This is a genomic window from Streptosporangium becharense (assembly GCF_014204985.1).
GTDB lineage: Bacteria > Actinomycetota > Actinomycetes > Streptosporangiales > Streptosporangiaceae > Streptosporangium > Streptosporangium becharense.
The window spans coordinates 1,053,661-1,072,275 of sequence record NZ_JACHMP010000001.1 but is presented as its reverse complement, the minus strand read 5'-3'; the positions used below and the strand labels follow the sequence as shown (position 1 = coordinate 1,072,275).

The 18,615-nt window shown below is 73.2% G+C and carries 8 protein-coding genes; 5 read left to right on the top strand and 3 right to left on the bottom strand.

Annotation, left to right across the window (positions count from 1 at the left end; genetic code table 11):
* Positions 1–116: 116 nt before the first annotated feature.
* The 3 genes from ispG to dxs all read right to left on the bottom strand — a co-directional run bounded on the left by ispG (position 117) and on the right by dxs (position 4,308).
* Positions 117–1,232: a flavodoxin-dependent (E)-4-hydroxy-3-methylbut-2-enyl-diphosphate synthase gene (ispG, locus tag F4562_RS04670; protein WP_184854759.1), complete on the bottom strand. Its 1,116-nt coding sequence runs from the start codon at positions 1,230–1,232 to the stop codon at positions 117–119.
* Between the two features lie 63 nt (positions 1,233–1,295).
* Positions 1,296–2,273 (bottom strand): 4-hydroxy-3-methylbut-2-enyl diphosphate reductase, encoded by a 978-nt coding sequence (locus F4562_RS04665; RefSeq protein ID WP_184545563.1) that lies wholly within the window; start codon positions 2,271–2,273, stop codon positions 1,296–1,298.
* Between the two features lie 4 nt (positions 2,274–2,277).
* Positions 2,278–4,308 (bottom strand): 1-deoxy-D-xylulose-5-phosphate synthase, encoded by a 2,031-nt coding sequence (gene dxs, locus F4562_RS04660; protein WP_446459032.1) that lies wholly within the window; start codon positions 4,306–4,308, stop codon positions 2,278–2,280.
* 387 nt (positions 4,309–4,695) lie between these two features.
* Here dxs and F4562_RS04655 point away from each other — a divergent pair, with 387 nt between their 5' ends.
* The 5 genes from F4562_RS04655 (at position 4,696) to F4562_RS04635 (ending at position 18,336) form a co-directional block, all read left to right on the top strand.
* On the top strand, positions 4,696–5,805 hold the full coding sequence (locus F4562_RS04655; protein WP_184545559.1) for a polyprenyl synthetase family protein: 1,110 nt from the start codon (positions 4,696–4,698) through the stop codon (positions 5,803–5,805).
* Positions 5,795–6,793: a terpene synthase family protein gene (locus tag F4562_RS04650; protein WP_184545557.1), complete on the top strand. Its 999-nt coding sequence runs from the start codon at positions 5,795–5,797 to the stop codon at positions 6,791–6,793. The genes F4562_RS04655 and F4562_RS04650 overlap by 11 nt, the downstream gene beginning before the upstream one ends.
* A 122-nt stretch (positions 6,794–6,915) precedes the next feature.
* Positions 6,916–8,580 carry a prenyltransferase/squalene oxidase repeat-containing protein gene (locus F4562_RS04645; RefSeq protein ID WP_184545555.1) on the top strand — a complete coding sequence of 555 codons (1,665 nt, stop codon included), beginning with the start codon at positions 6,916–6,918 and terminating at the stop codon, positions 8,578–8,580.
* Between the two features lie 346 nt (positions 8,581–8,926).
* Positions 8,927–12,385 carry an ATP-binding protein gene (locus tag F4562_RS04640; RefSeq protein WP_184545553.1) on the top strand — a complete coding sequence of 1,153 codons (3,459 nt, stop codon included), beginning with the start codon at positions 8,927–8,929 and terminating at the stop codon, positions 12,383–12,385.
* 347 nt (positions 12,386–12,732) lie between these two features.
* The gene (locus F4562_RS04635; protein WP_184545551.1) at positions 12,733–18,336 is read left to right on the top strand and encodes a choice-of-anchor D domain-containing protein; all 5,604 of its coding nucleotides are present in this window, start codon (positions 12,733–12,735) and stop codon (positions 18,334–18,336) included.
* Positions 18,337–18,615: the final 279 nt, after the last annotated feature.

Genomic DNA, 18,615 nt, shown 5'->3' with positions numbered 1-18,615 from the left:
AGCCGGGCGGCCGGTGACGGGCGACCGGTGACGGGCCGGGTGCGGCCGGGCCGTCATCCCGGCCGCACCCGGCCCGTCACCGCTACGGCAGGCCCGTCACCGCTACGGCAGGCCCGTCACGTGTCCGCGTCCACCAGCTTGAGGGCCTCCTCGATCAGGGTCTCCACGATCTTCGACTCGGGGACGGTCTTGATGACCTCGCCCTTGACGAAGATCTGCCCCTTGCCGTTGCCGGAGGCGACCCCGAGGTCGGCCTCGCGGGCCTCGCCCGGCCCGTTGACCACGCAGCCCATCACGGCGACGCGCAGCGGGATCGGGAAGCCGTCGAAGGCCGCGGTGACCTGCTCGGCCAGGGTGTAGACGTCGACCTGGGCCCGCCCGCAGGACGGGCAGGAGACGATCTCCAGACCGCGCTCGCGCAGGTTGAGCGACTCCAGGATCTGGTTGCCGACCTTGACCTCCTCCACCGGCGGCGCCGACAGCGACACCCGGATGGTGTCGCCGATGCCCTCGGCCAGCAACGCGCCGAAGGCGACGGCCGACTTGACCGTGCCCTGGAAGGCCGGCCCCGCCTCGGTCACCCCCAGATGCAGCGGATAGTCGCACCGCGCGGCCAGCAACCGGTAGGCCTGGATCATCACGACCGGGTCGTTGTGCTTGACCGAGATCTTGATGTCGCGGAAACCGTGCTCCTCGAACAGCGAGCACTCCCACAGCGCCGACTCCACCAGCGCCTCCGGGGTGGCCTTGCCGTACTTGGCCAGCAGCCGCGGATCCAGCGAGCCGGCGTTGACCCCGATGCGGATCGGCACCCCGTGCTCGGTGGCGGCCTTGGCGATCTCACCGACCCGGTCGTCGAACTTCTTGATGTTGCCCGGGTTGACCCGGACCGCCGCGCAGCCCGCCGCGATCGCGGCGAAGACGTACTTGGGCTGGAAGTGGATGTCGGCGATCACCGGGATCTTCGACTTGCGGGCGATGATCGGCAGCGCGTCGGCGTCGTCCTGCGACGGCACCGCGACCCGGACGATCTGGCAGCCCGCGGCGGTCAGCTCGGCGATCTGCTGCAGTGTGGCGTTGACGTCGGCGGTGACCGTGGTGGTCATCGACTGCACCGAGACCGGCGCGTCACCGCCCACCGGAACCGAACCGACCATGATCTGACGGGAGGTGCGCCGCTCGGCGATCGGCCTGGTCCTGACGGACGGGATTCCGAGAGCAACAGAAGTCAAGGTGTCACCTGTCTGATGGGAGCGGCCCGGCCGGTGCGACGGCCCGGCCGGCGGACGGGACGGTCAGAGCCCGGCGTCCCCGGTGCGGGGCCGGCGGATGTCGGCGCGGAGTTCCTGGGGCAGGGCGAAGACGGTCGTCTCGCGTGCGCCGGTCACCTCCGTGACGTCGGCGAAGCCGCGTTCGGCCAGATGGGCGAGCACCTCCTCGACCAGCTCGTTCGGGACCGAGGCACCCGCCGTCAGGCCCACCGTCGTGGCGTCACGGAGCCACTCGTCGTCGATCTCGCGCGCGAAGTCGACGAGGTGCGCGGCGCCGGCGCCCGCCTCGAGGGCCACCTCGCACAGCCGGACGGAGTTAGAGGAGTTGCGCGAGCCCACGACGACGACCACGTCGCAGGACGGGGCGATCTGTTTGACCGCCTGCTGCCGGTTCTGCGTGGCGTAGCAGATGTCGTCGCTCGGCGGAGACTGCAACAGCGGGAAGCGTTTCCTGAGGTGTTCCACCGTCGACATCGTCTCGTCCACCGACAGCGTGGTCTGCGACAGCCAGGCCACCTTCGCCGGATCGCGGACCGTGACCGCGGCCACGTCGTCGGGGCCGTCGACGACGTGCACGCTGCCGGGCGCCTCCCCGGCGGTGCCGACGACCTCCTCGTGCCCCTGGTGCCCGATGAGCAGGATGTCGTAGCCGGCGGCGGCGAACCGGCGCGCCTCGTGGTGGACCTTGGTCACCAGAGGGCAGGTCGCGTCGATGGTCTTCAGCGAGCGGGCCGCGGCCGAGGCGTGCACCTGCGGAGCCACGCCGTGCGCCGAGAACACGACGGTCGCACCTTCGGGCACCTCGTCGTTCTCCTCGACGAACACCGCGCCGCGGGCCTTCAGGGTCTCGACCACGTGCCGGTTGTGCACGATCTCCTTGCGCACGTACACCGGCGGCCCGTACACCTCCAGCGCCTTCTCGACCGTCTGGACCGCGCGGTCCACGCCGGCGCAGTAGCCGCGCGGGCTAGCCAGCAGGACGCGCTTGCCGGCACCTTCCATGCCCCTACCTCTCTTTCCGGGTTCCGGCCGTTCGCGCCGGCGGCCCTGGGGGAATCGGATTCACGAAACGACCGGACAGCCACCGGCCGGCGGCGGGGACCGCCCGCCCGGCGCCCGTCCGGCGGGCGAGCAGGCGCAGGATCTCCCGTTCCAGCGCCCCGGTGCTCAGGCCGATCTCCTCCATCAGCTCGGAGCGACCGGCGACCGGGAGGAACTCCGCGGGGACCCCGAGGTTGTGACAGGGGACCGTGACGCCGGCGTCGTGCAGAGTCTGGGCGAGCGCGGCACCCACGCCGCCGACGCGCGCGCCGTCCTCGACGGTCACCACCAGGGCGTGTTCGGCGGCCAGGGCGGGCAGCGCCTCGTCGATCGGCTTGACCCAGCGCGGGTCGACCACGGTGACCCCGACCCCGTGGGCGGTGAGCCGGTCGGCCACCTGCACGCACCGTCCGGCCATCGCCCCCACCGACACCAGCAGCAGGTCACGGCGGACCTCGGCCGGCGCGCTCCGGGCGAGCACGTCCAGGCCGCCGATCCGGTCCACCGCCGTCACGTCCGCCTCGGCGGGGCCCTTGGGGAACCGTAGTACGGTCGGCGCGTCCCGCACCGCGACGGCCTCCCACAACTGCTCCCTGAGCCGGGTGGCGTCGCGGGGAGCGGCCAGCCGCAACCCCGGCACCACCTGCAGGATCGACATGTCCCACATGCCGTTGTGACTGGGCCCGTCGTCACCGGTCACCCCGGCCCGGTCCAGGACGAACGTCACCCCGGCGCGGTGCAGCGCGACGTCCATCAGCACCTGGTCGAAGGCCCGGTTGAGGAACGTGGCGTAGATCGCCACGACGGGGTGCAGGCCGCCCGCCGCCAGGCCGGCCGCGCTGGTGGCGGCGTGCTGTTCGGCGATGCCCACGTCGATGACCCGGTCGGGGTAGGCGTCCGCGAAGCGGTCCAGCCCGGCGGGGTGGAGCATGGCGGCGGTCAGCGCGACCACGTCGGGACGTCCGGCGCCCACCTGGACCATCTCCTCGGCGAACACCGACGTCCAGGTGCGCGGTGAGGCCGTCGCCACCGGCCGGCCGGTCTCCGCGTCGATCACGCCGATCCCATGGAAGCGGTCGCGGGGGTCCTCTTCCGCGTGCCGGTAGCCGCGTCCCTTCCGGGTGACGCAGTGGACGACGACGGGGCGGCCGAGCTCGCGCGCCGCACGCAGCGCCGCCTCGGTCGCGGCGATGTCGTGGCCGTCGACCGGGCCGATGTAGGCCAGGCCCAGATCCCCGAACCACCCACGGGGCGTGACCGTGTCCGCGGAGGACCCGGAGGACCCGGAGGACCCGGAGGTGCCGTACTGCGTCCCGCACCCGGGCGCGCCGGTCGCGGGCACCCGCCCGGCCGGTTCCCCCTCCCCGGGCGGGGCGTCCGCGTAGCCGCCGCCCGCGCGCAGCGCGGCCAGGTGACCGGCGAGCCCCCCGACGGTCGGTGTGTACGAGCGCCCGTTGTCGTTGAGCACAATGATCACCGGCAGGTCGGGTGCCGCGGCGAGGTTGTTCAGCGCCTCCCAGGCCATGCCCCCGGTCAGCGCGCCGTCCCCCACGACGGCGACCACGACCCGGTCCGTCACCCCCCGCAGGCGCACGGCCCGGGCCAGCCCGTCGGCGTAGGAGAGGGCCGTGGAGGCGTGTGAGTTCTCGATGACGTCGTGCTCGGACTCCGCGCGGCTGGGGTATCCCGACAGGCCGCCCCGCTTCCGCAGGAGGGAGAAGTCCTGCCGCCCGGTGAGCAGCTTGTGGACGTACGCCTGGTGGCCGGTGTCCCACAGGATGCGGTCGTGCGGGGAGTCGAAGACGCGGTGCAGCGCCAGGGTGAGCTCGACCACGCCGAGGTTGGGCCCCAGATGGCCGCCGGTGCGCGACACCGACTCCACCAGGAACGACCGGATCTCCATGCCCAGCAGGACCAGTTGCGCCGGCGTCAGGTCCTTCAGGTCACGGGGCGAGCGAATATCGGCTAACACGATCGTCTTTTCCTTTCGGCTCACTTCTCATCGCCGGGACCGCCCGGGGATGGGGCTCCCGCCCGGCCTGTGAAGGCGAGCGATTCGGGCCCGTCCACGCTCGCTCCCGGGGCTTGTGATTCCCTTGACGTGACTTGTCGCTTTCACACGGTGAACAAGACGGGTCAAGGTCGTGTCGACGGTGGGAGAGGGAGCCGGATGTGCCGCCGGAATTCGCCCCGCCGGAGCGGCGGCACCTGGCGTGACGACCTGGTCCGCGCCTGCGGCCCGTCGCTCAGGGCCGGCGCGGAGACCGACACCTGATCATCAGTAGGCGCTTCGAGCGGATCACAAGGTCGGGAAGGCAGCGTGGTCGGGTCTGACCCACCCGGTTCCGCTCGAGACGGGGCCGCTCCTGAAGGAGACCGTCCGATGTCACCTCAGCCAGGCAGAACCCTGTCCCCAGACGTGCCCGACGTATCGAATGTCCCGGATGCCACGGATGTACTGGACGGGCCGCAGGAGCGGCTCCCGCAGTCCGGTGCCCGGCCCTCCCCCCTCACCACCGCGCGTGAGGTGGACGAGCTGGTGCGCCCGGCCCTCCGCCGGGCGGTGGCCGAACTCCCCGCCGTGGTGCGCCAGGTGGCGGAGTACCACTTCGGCTGGTCGGACGACCGCGGCCCCACCGGCGGAGGCAAGTCACTGCGGTCGGGGCTGGTGCTCGCCGCGGCCCGCGCGGTCGGCGGACAAGCGCGTCAGGCGGTTCCCGGCGCCGTGGCCGTGGAACTGGTGCACGACTTCTCGCTGCTGCACGACGACGTGATCGACGGAGACCGGCTGCGGCGGCACCGGCCCGCCGCCTGGGTGCGGTTCGGGACCGGCGCGGCCGTGCTGGCCGGGGACGCGCTGTGGACGCTGGCGTTGCAGATCCTGGTCCGGGCGGGCGACCCCGCCGCCCTGGACACCCTGATCCGCACCATGGCGGACCTGATGCGCGGGCAGAGCGAGGACGTGGCGTTCGAGAGCCGTGACGACGTCACCGCCGAGGAGTACCTGTCGATGGCCGAGGGCAAGACCGGTGCGCTGCTCGGGGGTGCCTGCGCGATCGGGGCGCTGCTGGGCGGCTCGTCCCCGGACCAGGCGGCGCAGCTGGAGCTGTTCGGCCGGCACCTGGGGGTCGCCTTCCAGTGCGCCGACGACGTGTTGGGGATCTGGGGTCACCCGGAGCGCACCGGCAAACCGGTGGGAAGCGATGTGACGGCGCGGAAGAAGACGTTCCCGGTGCTCGCGGCCCTGACCGATCGGGGGAGCGCGGGCCGGCGCCTGGCCGAGATGTACCGCTCGCCGGACCGTCCCGGCGAGCGGGAATGCGCGGTGATGACCGGCCTGATCGAGCAGGCCGGCGGCAGGGCCGCGGTCGAGGCCGAGGCCGAGCGCCAGGTCGCCATGGCCCTGGCCTGCCTGGACCGCGTCGAGCTGACGCCCGCCGGGCGTGAGGAACTCGACCTGTTCGCGTCGCGGGTGGTGCGCCGTGACCACTGACGGGACGCCGGTGGGTGTGCTGCCGGCGCGGGGGGCGGACGGGGGAACGGCGGCCTCCGCCGCCGACCCGGTGGACGCGCGATGGTTCGGCCTGGACGTCGCCCGCCCCGGCCCCGCGCAGGCGCACCGGGCGCTGGAGATCGTGGCGGCGGCGGACACCGGGGTCGTGGCCGTCCAGCTGACCGGCCGGATGCAGGGGTGGATGCGACGGCTGGGACCTCCCTTCGTGCCCGGTACGGCGACGCTGTGCTGCCTGACCGCCGCCAACGGCACCCCTTGGCTGCCGGCGTCCGCCTGCTACCCGGTCGCCCAGACGGCGGCCTGGCTGCTCGCCCTCGACGCCTGGTCGGACGGGCCCGGCGGTGACGCGGCGACCGTGGAGGACGGCGTGGCGCGCTGTCTGGCGGTCGTCCGGGGTGGGGAGCCCGGGGACGGCGACCCGCTGGCGCTCTCACTCGCCGAGATCCGGGATCACGTCCGGGGCGGGCCGTCGGCCGCCACCGTGTACCCGTGGTGGCAGCGGGCCGCCGCCGCCTCGCTGGTGGGCACCCGCTTCGAACGGCGGGCGGCCGACGCCGTCGCGGCGGGAGGCGCGCCACCGCGGCTGGAGGAGTACCTGCGATACGGCGGCGGCAGCATCGGCCTGGGCATGATCGTCACGGCGGCGTGGTCGGCCATGGCCGAACCGGGCCTGGCCGATCGGCTCCCCGCCCTGCAGGACGCGCTCCAGGACGCCTCAATCGCCCTGCGGCTGGCCAACGACCTGCGCGGGCACGAGCGGGAACAGGCCGAGGGCACCCTCGACGCCCTCGCCCTGGGCCTGTCTCCCCGGGACGTCGCCGGGTTGCTGACCGAGCACCTGGACCGCTGCCGCCGGCGACTCCGCACGCCGGGCGGGGACCTGCCCGGTTCCGTGCTGGCCCTGGAGAGGCACCTGATCTGGGGCGTGCGCATGTACCAGCGGTTCGCCGCGGGCCACACCGGCTGAACGGCGCCCGGCGCCGCCGCGGACCGCGCCGGCCGGGCGGCCCGGCGGCCCGCGCGGCTCCCCGCCGCGACCACCCGTCTTCCGATGACCACTCGTACAGGTTCATACAGCAAGGGACACGCATGACGAACCGGGCAGCCCGCTCTCCTCGGGCCCCGCATACCCCGTCGTCCGCCGCGGACGGCGTGCTGGCCGGGCTCACCGCCCACCCCCTGGGGCAGACGTCGGCCTCGGTGTACGAGACCGGCCGGGTGACCACCCTGGCTCCCTGGCTGCCGGGACTGGACGGAAGGGTCGGCTTCCTGCTCGACGCCCAGCATCCCGACGGCACCTGGGGCGCCCCCGGTGGATACGCGATCGTCCCCACACTGAGCGCGACGGAGGCACTGCTGACCGTCCTGAGCCGTCACCGGTCGCGGTCGCTTCCCGACGCCGCCGGTCTGGACGCCGGGAGGCTGGCGGCCGCCGCCGCTCGTGGTCTGTCCGCCCTGCGGGGGCTGGGGGACCGGAACGATCCGGCGCGCCTGCCGGACACGGTGGCGGCGGAGCTCATCGCGCCGGCGCTGGTGGCGCTGGTGAACGCGCATCTCGACCGGCTCGCGCACGACCCGGTCACCGGTCTCGACGCGTGGGGCCCCGGTGCCCGGCTGGTCCCGCCCCCGGGCGCGGACCCGGAGACGCTGGCCCGGGTCCGGGCACGCCTGGAGGCGGGCGGGGACATCCCGCCCAAGCTGTGGCACTCCCTGGAGATCGTGGGCGACCCGGCAGAGGCCGCCGGGTCGGTGCGGCCCACCGCCGGAGCCGTCTGCTGCTCCCCGGCGGCCACGGCGGCCTGGCTCGGCCCCCGGCCGGACACCGGGCGCCTCGCCTCCTCCGTCGCCTATCTGAACGCCGCGGCGGCCCCCCACGGCGGGGCGGTGCCGAGTGTCCTGCCGATCACCGACTTCGAGCGGATCTGGGCCGTCGGGACGCTGGTCGGAGCGGGCGTCGACGTGCGCGTCCCGCCGTCGCTCCTGGCGGACCTGGAGGAGCGCCTGGCGGCCGGCGCCATAGCAGGGGCACCCGGCCTGCCGCCGGACGCCGACACCACGAGCGCCGGGCTGGCCCTGCTGTCCCGGCTCGGCCGGTCGCACAGCCCCGACCGCTTGTGGGCGTTCGAGCTGGACGACCACTTCTGCTGCTGGCAGGGAGAACGCACCCCGTCGCCGACGGCCAACGCGCACGTCCTGGAGGCCCTCACGGAACACCTCAGGCGGGCGCCGGCCGACGCCGCCCGCCACCGCGCCGCCATGGACGCCGCCATGGACGCCGCCGTTGACGCCGCCATTGACAAGGTCGCCTCGTGGCTGGCCGGGGCACAGCACGGGGACGGCTCCTGGACGGACAAGTGGCACGCCTCCCCCTACTACGCCACCTCCCACTGCACCCTGGCCCTGGACGGGGTGACGGGCGACCGGGCCGGCGACGCGGTGCGCCGGGCGATCGAGTGGACCCTCGCCACCCAGCACAGCGACGGCTCCTGGGGGATGTGGGGCGGTACCGCCGAGGAGACCGCGTACGCCGTGCACATCCTGCTGCGCACCCGGCCCGGACGGGCCGACGCGCGGGCCCGCCGGGCCGCCGCCCGGGGCGGCCGGTTCCTGCGCGGCCGGGACACAGGCCGGCACCCCGCCCTCTGGCAGGACAAGGACCTCTACGCACCCACCGCCATATGCGAGGCGACACGACTGGCCGCGCTGCACCTCGTCGAGGAGCACACCGCGGCCGATGAGGAGACGCGGCCGTAGGGGTGCCCGGGCCGCTCGACGCCCCGGGACGGCCCGCGGACCCGCGCGGACCGCGGTGGTTCACCGGGAGGCCCGCCATGGTTCACCGAGAGGACCATGGAGGTTTACCGAGCACATCGGACTGAGTTGCGGATCACCCGTAAGGGTGATTCCGAATCCCTCTCGTGGCGGACGAACGCGGCGGAGGATGCGCTTAGCGTCTCGGCTGTGGGGGTGGTCTCGGGTAGACTGCCCCCGAAGATCATCCTTCATCGCGTTACTGATGGTGTCCGCACACAGCCGAAGGACGATCCCGCCGGATGGTCCCGCCGGCTGTGCCGAGTTGTAGCAAGTTGTAGGTGGTCCGGTGAGATTCCGGGTTCTCGGCCCTTTGGAAGCGCATGACGACGAGGGAGGCGTCGCAGACCTCGGCGGGCGGCGTCCCCGCACTGTGCTCGCCCGGCTCCTGGTGGCCCAGGGCACGGTGGTCTCCACTGACACACTGATCGACGACCTGTACGGCAGCGCACCCCCGGCGTCAGCCCTCCCCACACTGCAGTCGTACATATCCAACCTCCGCAGGGTCATCGAACCCGGGCGGAACCCCCGGACACCACCCCGGTTGCTCATCGGGCGGCCACCCGGCTACCTACTGGCCACCACCGATGTCGACGAGATCCGCTTCACCGAGCTGGTGAACCGTTCCGAGTTCTGCCCGCCGGGGGAGGTGATCGCCTGCCTGGACAAGGCGCTGGGACTGTGGCGCGGGACGCCCTACGGGGAGTTCGCCGACGAGCCGTGGGCGGTCACCGAGGTCAACCGCCTGCGGGAACTGCGACTGGTCGCGATCGAGCGGCGAGCGCAGGCCCTGCTGACCCTCGGCCGCCCGCAGGCGGTCATCCTCCAGCTGAAGGCCGAGACGGCCGCGAACCCCCTCCGTGAGCGGCTGTGGTGCCTGTTCGCGCTGGCCCTGTACCGCACCGGCCGGCAGGCCGACGCGCTCGCCGCGTTACGCACCGCCGGCGACCTGCTCGCCGAGCAGCTCGGCCTGGACCCCGGCCCCGAGCTCCAGGCGTTGAAGGCCGACATCCTCCGGCAGGTCGAGTCGCTCGAACCCGCCGGCGGCACCATGACCCTGCTGTCCCAGGACGCCTCCGCGCCGCGGCGGGCGCTGCACGGCAGGGAGGGACAGCTCGCGGAGCTGAAGAGGCTGCCGATCCGGGCGGCGGCGGACGGGGTGACCGTCGCCGCGGTGAGCGGCGAGCCGGGCATGGGAAAGACCTGCCTGCTGGAGGCGTTCCGCGAGCACTGCGCGGACCTCGGCTACCTGGTGCTCTGGGGTCGGTGTCACGACACCCAGGGGGTTCCCCCGCTGTGGCCGTGGTTGCAGGTGCTCGGCGCGCTGGCCCAGCGCTACCCGCCGTCCGACCGCAAGGCGCTGGCGGGTCTCCTGGACGATCGGGAACCCTCCGGGGCGACCGAGGAGGCGCTGCTCCGCCGGAACCAGGCCATCGCCCAGTGGCTCGCCACGGCCGCCCGGGAACAGCCCCTGGTCATCGTCGTGGACGACCTGCACTGGGCCGACCCCGCGTCGCTGGAACTGCTCCGGGACGTGATCGTCCTGGTGGGCGGCATGGTGGACGCCCCCCCTCTCACTCTGGTCACGGCCTTCCGCGACACGCCGGCCCAGCACGAGATCACCCACGGGAGCGCGTCCCACGACGGCGCGTCCGGCCTGCCGGCGGACGAGCTCCTGGCCCGCCTGGCCGGGTACGGCCTGGTCCGCCTGGCTCTGACCGGCCTGGAGACGCGCGAGGTGCGGGCCGTCGCCGGTGAACTGGGCGTGGACCTGGACGACGACACGGCGCACGTGCTCACCCTGCGCACCGGCGGGAACCCGTTCTTCGTCCAGGAGAGCGTCCGGCTGCTCGCCCAGGGGCACGCGCTGGACACGGTGCCCGACGCGGTCGCGAAGCTGATCCGCCAGCGGCTCACCGCACTCGGGCCCCGGGTGGAGGAGACCCTCAGGATCGCCGCGGTGGTCGGCCGGGACTGCGACCCCGCGATCATCGCGGCGGTCGGCCACGACGACACGTACGCCCTGCTCGACCAGGCGGTCCAGGCCGGGCTGCTCGTCTCGGACGGCGGACGCGTGACCTTCGTCCACGACCTGGTGCGGGAGACCCTCGTGTCCGGCATCCCGCCGCTCCGCAAGGCGATGATCCACCGCGAGGTGATGACCCGCCTGTCCTCCCGGCCCGGCACCGAGGTGACCGTCATCGCCCACCACGCGGTCGAGGCCGGGCCCACGGCGTACGCCGAGGCGGCGCACTGGGCCCGTGCGGCGGCCGAGCAGGCGGGCCTGCGGCTGGCCTACGAGGAGGCGGCCACCTGGTGGAAGCTGGCGATCAAGGCCCATGACGGCTCCGCGGGCGACCCCGTCGACCACGTGGAGCTGCTGCTGCGGCAGGTCGACGCCCTGCTGAAGGCGGGAGACCCGATCGGCGCGCGCCTGGCCAGATCGGAGGCCATCCGCGCCGCCGACCGGGCCGGAGGAGGGCCCGAGCTGACGCTCCGTGCCCTGACCTCGCTCGACGCCCCGGCCTTCTGGCCGCTCCGCAACCCGTACGACCCGGTGGAACGGCAGCTGGTGCACCGCTTCGAGGCCGCGCTGCGCGAGCTCCCCGAGACCGACAGCCCGGAACGGGTCCGGCTGCTGGGCGGCCTGGCCCAGGAGCTGTACGACGGGATCGACGACCCGCGCTGTCACCCCCTGTCGGCGGAGGCCGTCGCGATGGCCCGCCGCCTGGACGACCCGCACCTGCTGATGTGGGCGCTCAACGCGCGCTACCTGTCGGTGCTTCACTCTCCCCTCGAACGGATGAAGGTCTCCGGCGAGCTGGAGGAGCTGGCAGGGCGTGCCCAGACCCCCGGGTTCGAGCTGCTCGCCCACATGATGCACACCCACAACAGGCTGGAGATGTTCGACCTGCCCGGCGCCGACGCGGCCGCCGCCCGCTGCGACGCCATCCTGGAGAGAGCGCCGCTGCCCTGGCCGCGCTTCCAGCACACCGTATGGCGGGCCAACCGGCTCGTCCTGGACGGCCGGTTCGACGACGCCGAGACGCTGTACCACGAGGCCGACAGGCAGGCCGAGCGGCTCGGTGTGTGGCACGCGCGGCAGGTCGCGGACGTGGCGCGCTTCGCCGCCTGGTACCACCAGGGCCGTCTGGCCGAGTCCGAGCCGCTGGTCGACGCGATCGCCGGCAGCCACCCCTCACTGATGCGTAACACACGGATCCTGCAGCTGTGCGCGCAGGGCCGCGTCGACGAGGCGTGGGAGACGGTTGGGGACAGCTGGTCGCCGCCGCCGCAGGACTGGGCGTGGCCGGCCTCGCTCTGCCTGCAGGGATCGGCCCAGGCCACCCTCGGCTGCGAGCCCGGATGCCGGGAGAGCTATGCCGTGTTGCTGCCTTACAGCGGACGCATCGCGGCGGTTCCCGGAAACTGCTCCTCGGGCCCCGTCGACTGGTACCTGGCCCTGCTCGCCTCGGCCGTGGGCGACCACGACGCCGCGCGCCGGCACCTGGTCCTGCTGGAGCGGCTGGCGGAGCGCAACGGGCTCACCTGGTGGCGCGGCCGGGCACAGGCCGCGCTGGAGGCGCTCCCCACGCCCGCGTCCGGCCCGTCGCGGCGCCGGGCGGCCGGCGAGCCGCCCGGCGGGGAGGACCGGCCGGCCCCGCCGGACGACGAGAACGGAGATCCCGGCCGGTCCGGCGCCGTCCTGCTCCGGCCTCGCTCCGGTCGCGCCGGGATCTTCTCGTAAGCGGTCTCCCGTCCGGCCCGTCCCCTGGAACCGCCTCGCGACTGATCGTCTAAAGGCGCTTCATGTGGTTTCCAAGCGCGAGTCGCCAGCATGGCCGGGGCCGGACCAGCCGACCACCCGGGGAACGGCGAGAGACGACGGGCCTGCTTTCGGAAGAGGACCGATTCGACGGGTGACCGTCCAGGGTGCTTCTCGTTTCGCGGCCATGCGCGGTGGGACGGGAAGTTCGAGCGGCTCGGGTCCCGGAGACCCGAGCCCGTGTCGGGAGGTTCCGGCACCGGGCCGAATCCGGCTCCGTGTCCCCTCGCCGCGTCCTCAGGCGCGGTCTCAGCTTCGGAGACCCTCCCTTGAACCGGTTACCCGTTCACACCTTCCTGCGGCGGGCGGCGCTTCCCCTGCTCGCCGCGCTCGTCGCCACCGCGGCCACTCCCGTGCCGCCGGTGACCGCGTCACCGCCGCGACCACCCGGATCCGGCATGGCGGCGACAGCCGTCGGCCACCCCAGACTCGTCGATCTCGGCCCCCTCGACACCGTCGCAGGGGGGGACATCAGGCCGACCGGGTTCCTCAACAACAAGGGGCAGCTCGCCGCGAGGATCGGTAACAGGACCGACGGGTACTCCCGGGCCGCCCTGCTCGCCGAAGGCACCGTCATCGATGTCCACGCGAGGCTCGGCCTGGGGGAGAACAGCTCCAGTGCGGCCCTGGGGGTCAACGACGACGGCGTGGTGGTCGGCGACTACAGCGAGCGCACACCCGGTAGGCCCCCCGCGGACGGCAACGCGTTCATCCTCGGAGACGGCGCGGCGACCACGTTGCCCCTGCGCGCCGCGAGGGACGTCAACAACGCCGGGCAGGTCGTGGGCGACAACTGGGTGTACGACCGGTCCGACGGCTCGACGCTGAGGATCGACGGATCCCTCAAAGCCGACGCCGTGCACGCCACCGCGGTGAACAACCGCGGCCAGGTGAGCGGGGTCTTCAGGAACTACTCCGACCCGGCGGGCGGCAGGACCACCGCCTTCCGTACCGATCCCGGCCTCCCCGTCGACGTCGACGAGAACCTGCTGACGTATCTCAAGGACCGCAGCAGCGTCGTCTACGACATCAACGACCGCGGGGAGAAGGGGCAGGCCGCCGGTTTCGGGACGGATGAGGGCGGCGGTTTCGTCCCCGTCATCTGGCAGGAGAACGGCACGCCCACCGCGATGAAGACCCGGCACGGCGGCAAGGTGCTGGCGATCAACAACGCGGGCATCGGAGCGGGGTGGTTGTACCACGTCGCCCCCGGTGGCGTGTACGCCGACGAGCACGCCGCCGTCTACCTGGACGGTCAGGGAACCGACCTGAACACCCTGCTGCCGGCCGACACGGCCTTCACCCTCATCCAGGCCACCGGCATCAACGACGTCGGTCAGATCGGCGGTTTCATGCAGGCCAAGGCAGGCGGCAAGATCCACGCCTTCCTGCTCGACCTGGGCGGCAGACCCTCCATTGCGTCGCTCACCCTACAGACGCAGAAGTATCCCTCCGCGGAGTGGATCCCGGTGCCGCCGGACGGGACGTTCGACGGCAACCAGGTCCGGGTCACCGTCTCGATCACCAACCCCGGCAGCACTCCCGCCTCCGCGCAGCTGGTGCTGACCGAGGAGAGATCCGGCAGGTTCCTGCCCGGCGGGATGTTCGAGGAGATCATCCCCCCGTACGGGACCGTCACCAAGCGGGTGGTCTGGGACACCGAGGGTTTCGCCTGGCTGAAGGGCCGGGCCCGCTCGGACCGGGTCGTGGTCGCCAAGCTCCGCGCCGGCGGCGCCGAACTGGACGGCAGGACCGCGCCGCTGCTCATCCGGCCCAAGCCGGTGATCCTGGTGCACGGTTTCAAGACCGACGCGAAGACGGCGTGGGGGGACTACGCCTCCATCCTGGCGTCCGGGCATCCGCTGCTGAGGGGATTCGCGGTCGGCGACGGGCAGGTGCCCGGAAAGCTGTCGCTCGGCGACCCGTCCGACCCGTATCAGCCCACGCTGAACTACGGGCGTAACGGTCATGAGCTGGGCGTCTACATCCGGGGAGTGCTGGAGAAGACGGGTGCCTCGCGCGTCGATCTGCTGACCCACTCCCTGGGCGGTCTGGTCGCCCGGGTCTTCCTGCACAAGTACGACGTACAGAATCCGCTGGACGGCAAGCCGTCGGTGAATCGGCTGCTGCAGATGGGCGTGCCGAACCTGGGAACGCCCTGCGCGGACCTGGTCATGGACCGGATGGCCGGGAGGTCACCGGACGACAGGATGCCCTTCTGGCCGGCGCTGCTGTACATGAGCGAGGCGGCCGCCCGGGAGTTCAACAAGGAGATCACCGACCTGAGCGGGGTGCCGGTCTCGACCCTCACGGGCTGGAACCACAAGGTGAAGTGCCCGTCCCTCGGCGGGGACGGCGGACCCACCGAACTGGATATCGACAGCGACTCCCTGGTGCCGGGGTGGAGCGCGAACTTCTCCTACGACGACAACCCCGAGACCGCCACCGCGCACGCGGAGATGACCAGGTCGCCGGGCGACTTCCTCGCCTACGTGCAGCCCCGGCTGGCGTCGCGGCTGGCCGACGTCGGCAACCCGAGCGGTGAGCTGCCCGAGCCGCAGGATCCCGAGGATCTCAAGAGAGCGAAGGAGCGGGACGCCGCGGAACCGGAGGGTGTGAGGTCCGGCACGAACGGCGTGAAGGCCGGAAAGGACGTCACCGCCGAGGCCGCCGCCGGCGTGGTGTCGACGTTCGCGACGCCGTCGGTGACGGTGAAGGCGGGCGAGACGGCGAGCGTGCCGCTGCAGGTGCCGGCGGGCACCGGGTTCGGTGTCGTCGGGATGCTGCCGCCGACCGTCGGGATGTTGCTGCGCGATCCGTCGGGCAAGGCGGCCGCCTCCTACCCGGCGGGCAGCACGGAGGCCGCTCAGCCCATCCAGGGGCTGAGTGTGGCCGAACCGCAGGCCGGGGCGTGGAAGGTGGAGGTCACCAACACGGGCACCGGGCCGGTCACCGCCTACCTGAGCGCGTGGGTGGCCGGCAACCCGCTCACGGTGACGGCCGCGGCCGAGCAGGCCGGCGACGACGGCCGGGTGCGGGTGTCCGCGACGGTCACCGAGAACGGCGCGCCGGTCACCGGGATACCGGTGAAGGCGGTGCTGGTGGCCGAGGACGCCACCCGGCGCGAGCTGACGCTGGCCGACGACGGCAAGAGCGGTGACGGCGCCGCCGGTGACGGGAAGTACGCCGCGACCAGCGAGGCGCTGGCCGACGGGGCGTACGGGATCGGGGTGCGCGCCGAGATCGCCCAGGGCGACCGGACCACGCGGGCGGCCGTGCGGGTCGCCAAGCCGGATCTGCGGGAGTTCGCGCTGACCCTGTCGGCGCAGCCGGGCGGGTCGGTGGAGGCATCGCCGAAGCAGGAGAGATACCGTTCCGGCACCAAGGTGACGCTCACCGCGAGGGCCGAGTCCGGACGGATTCCGATCGGGTGGACCGTGGACGGGCGGGACCGTCCGGCCGGGAATCTGACGATCACCATGGACGAGGAGCACACGGTGGTGGCCCGGTTCGGGTCCTACACGGTGACCGAGCTCGGGGCGCCGCCCGGGGCGGACCCGGCCGGGACCTGGGCGACGGCGTTGAACGACCGCGGGCAGGTCGCGGCCACGGTGACCGACAAGGACGGCCGCAAGCACGCGGTGCGCTGGCAGGCCGGTGCGTTCACCGATCTGGGCGGGCTGCCCTGCACCGACGGTGGCCTGGTGTGCCAGGCCGAGGCCACCGGCATCAACGCGGCCGGGGAGGTCTCCGGCGTGGCGGTCGCCTCGACCGGACGCGGCAACGAGCGGCACGCGGTGGTCTTCCGCGCCGATGGGACGGTGCGCGACCTGCAACCGGCCGAGACCGCGGCGGGCACCACCAGCCGGGCCGCCGACCTCAACGACAGCGGGCAGGTGTTCGGCTGGATGGGGGTGCCCTACGCCCGCAACCCCCACGTGGTGTGGGAGGACGGGACCGCGGTGCGGCTGCCCGAGCCGGAGTTCACCGACCGCGACATCTCACACACCCGGTTGCAGGTCGGGCGGATCAACAACCGGGGCCAGGTGGCCGGCGCGTACGTGACCGAGCGGGGCCTGGAGGGCCTGCCCCTGGCCTGGCAGCCGGCCCTCTACCGGGACGGGAAGCCGACCAGGCTGTCGGTGACCGGATGCGCGTCCCCGCGCGGCACCGCCTTCGCCGTCAACGACGCCGGGACGGCGGCCGGATACCTCGACTGCGGCATCAACGGCAGCGAGCCCCCGCGCGCCGCGGTGTGGCAGGACGGCAAGCGGATCGAGCTGGGGCCGGGCCGGGCCAGCGCGATCAACCATTCCGGCCTGGTGGCCGGGATGATCGCGCAGGCGTCGCCGGACCGGTACTGGGCACCCGCGCTGTGGCTGGACGGCACCGCCCATCGGCTGGCCGATCTGCTGCCCCGCCCGTTGTGCCCCGACGATGACGACGCCACGACCGCGCCGTGCATGGGCGTGTACGACGTGGTGGACGTCAACGCCGCCGGGCAGGTACTGGTGCGCGGGTTCGTCCGTGACCACTCGACCACCTCGGCCGGGCTTTCTGAGGCAGCGCGGTCGTTCCTGCTCACCCCCACCACCGCGCGGGCCGATCTGGAGGTCGCCCACACCGTGTCGCCGGCCGAGCCGGGTCCGGGGGCCACGGTGACCTGGACGGCCACGGTGACCAACAAGGGCGGCGACGCCGCCACCGACGTGCGGCTGGACGTGCTGGTGCCGCCGGGGGTGACCGGCGCCGCCTGCGACACCTGGCGGGGTGTCTGCACCCCGGTCAAGGAGGGGTTCCGCAACACGGTCAGGGTGCTGGAGCCGGGCTGGAGCGCCACCGTCAAGGTGACCGCGACCGTGCCGGCCGGCACCGCGGACGGCACGCGGCTGACGGCCCGAGCCGGCGCGGCCAGCCTGGCGGTACCCGACCCCGAGCCGGGCGACAACAGCGTCGCGGCCACCGCGACGGTGCGACCCTGGCTGGACAAGACCGGCATCAAATGGGCCGATGAGGTCAAGGTCGGGCAGGAGAGCTCCGAGAAGGCGGTGACGCTGACCAACCGGCTCAACGCGCCGATCACGCTGAAGGCGATCACGGTCACCGGACCGTTCAAGCAGACCAACGGCTGCGGCACCGAGCTGGCGGTGGGCGGGCGGTGCACCGTGCAGGTGAGATTCGCCCCCACCCAGGCGGGTGACGCGTCCGGGACGCTGACGTTCGCCACCGGCACCGACGGCGGCGGCCCGGTCCACACGGTGACGCTGGAGGGGACCGGGACGACCAACGCCGCCCCGGCCGTCCAGGCGCCGGCGTCGCTGACCGGGGTGGTGGGCAAGGAGGTCACGCTGAAGGTGTCGTTCACCGACGCCGACGCCGCCGACACCCACACCGCCCTGGTGGCCTGGGGAGACGGGCCCCCGGATACGCCCCGGGTGACCCGGACCGAGGGCGGGGGCACGTTCACCGTCACCCACACCTACGCCCAGGCGAGGACCGGCACCGTCATGGTGATGGTCACCGACAGCGCCCGCAGCACCAGCACCGTGTACATCCCGTACGAGATCAAGGAGGCCGGCGCGAACCAGGCGCCCAAGGTGACGCTGTGGGGGCCGGCCACCGTCGCCCAGGGCGCGACCTGGGTCGGCCGCGGCTCCTTCACCGACCCCGGCTCCACCTCCTGGACGGTGAGCGCCGACTACGGCGACGGGGCCGGGCCCCGGCCGCTGACGCAGACCGCCGGGCAGTGGAAGCTGGAGCGAGCCTTCACCGCCGCCGGCACCTACACGGTCACCCTGGCGGTGACCGACAACCAGGGCGCCACCGGTACCGCGACGGCGAAGGTGCAGGTGACCAACACCGTCCGGCGGTGAAACCGACGGCGCCGCCCGCCACGGCGGCGGTGGGCCGGCCGTCGTCTGACGCGTCCTTCACCGATCCGGGCCTGTACCCGATCGCGATGACCGTGACCGATAACCACCGCGGGGCCGTCCGGCTTGGGGGGTGACGCGGCCGGAGGCGGACGGCGAACCCGCGATCCGCGCGGCCGGGATGAATGGACCTGCGGTCTGGAAGTCCACTTGTGAGAGCTTGAACGCCTCATCGGCCGGCGGCGGGGCCCGGAGCGGAGGCCCGCCCGCTCCCGTCGCGGC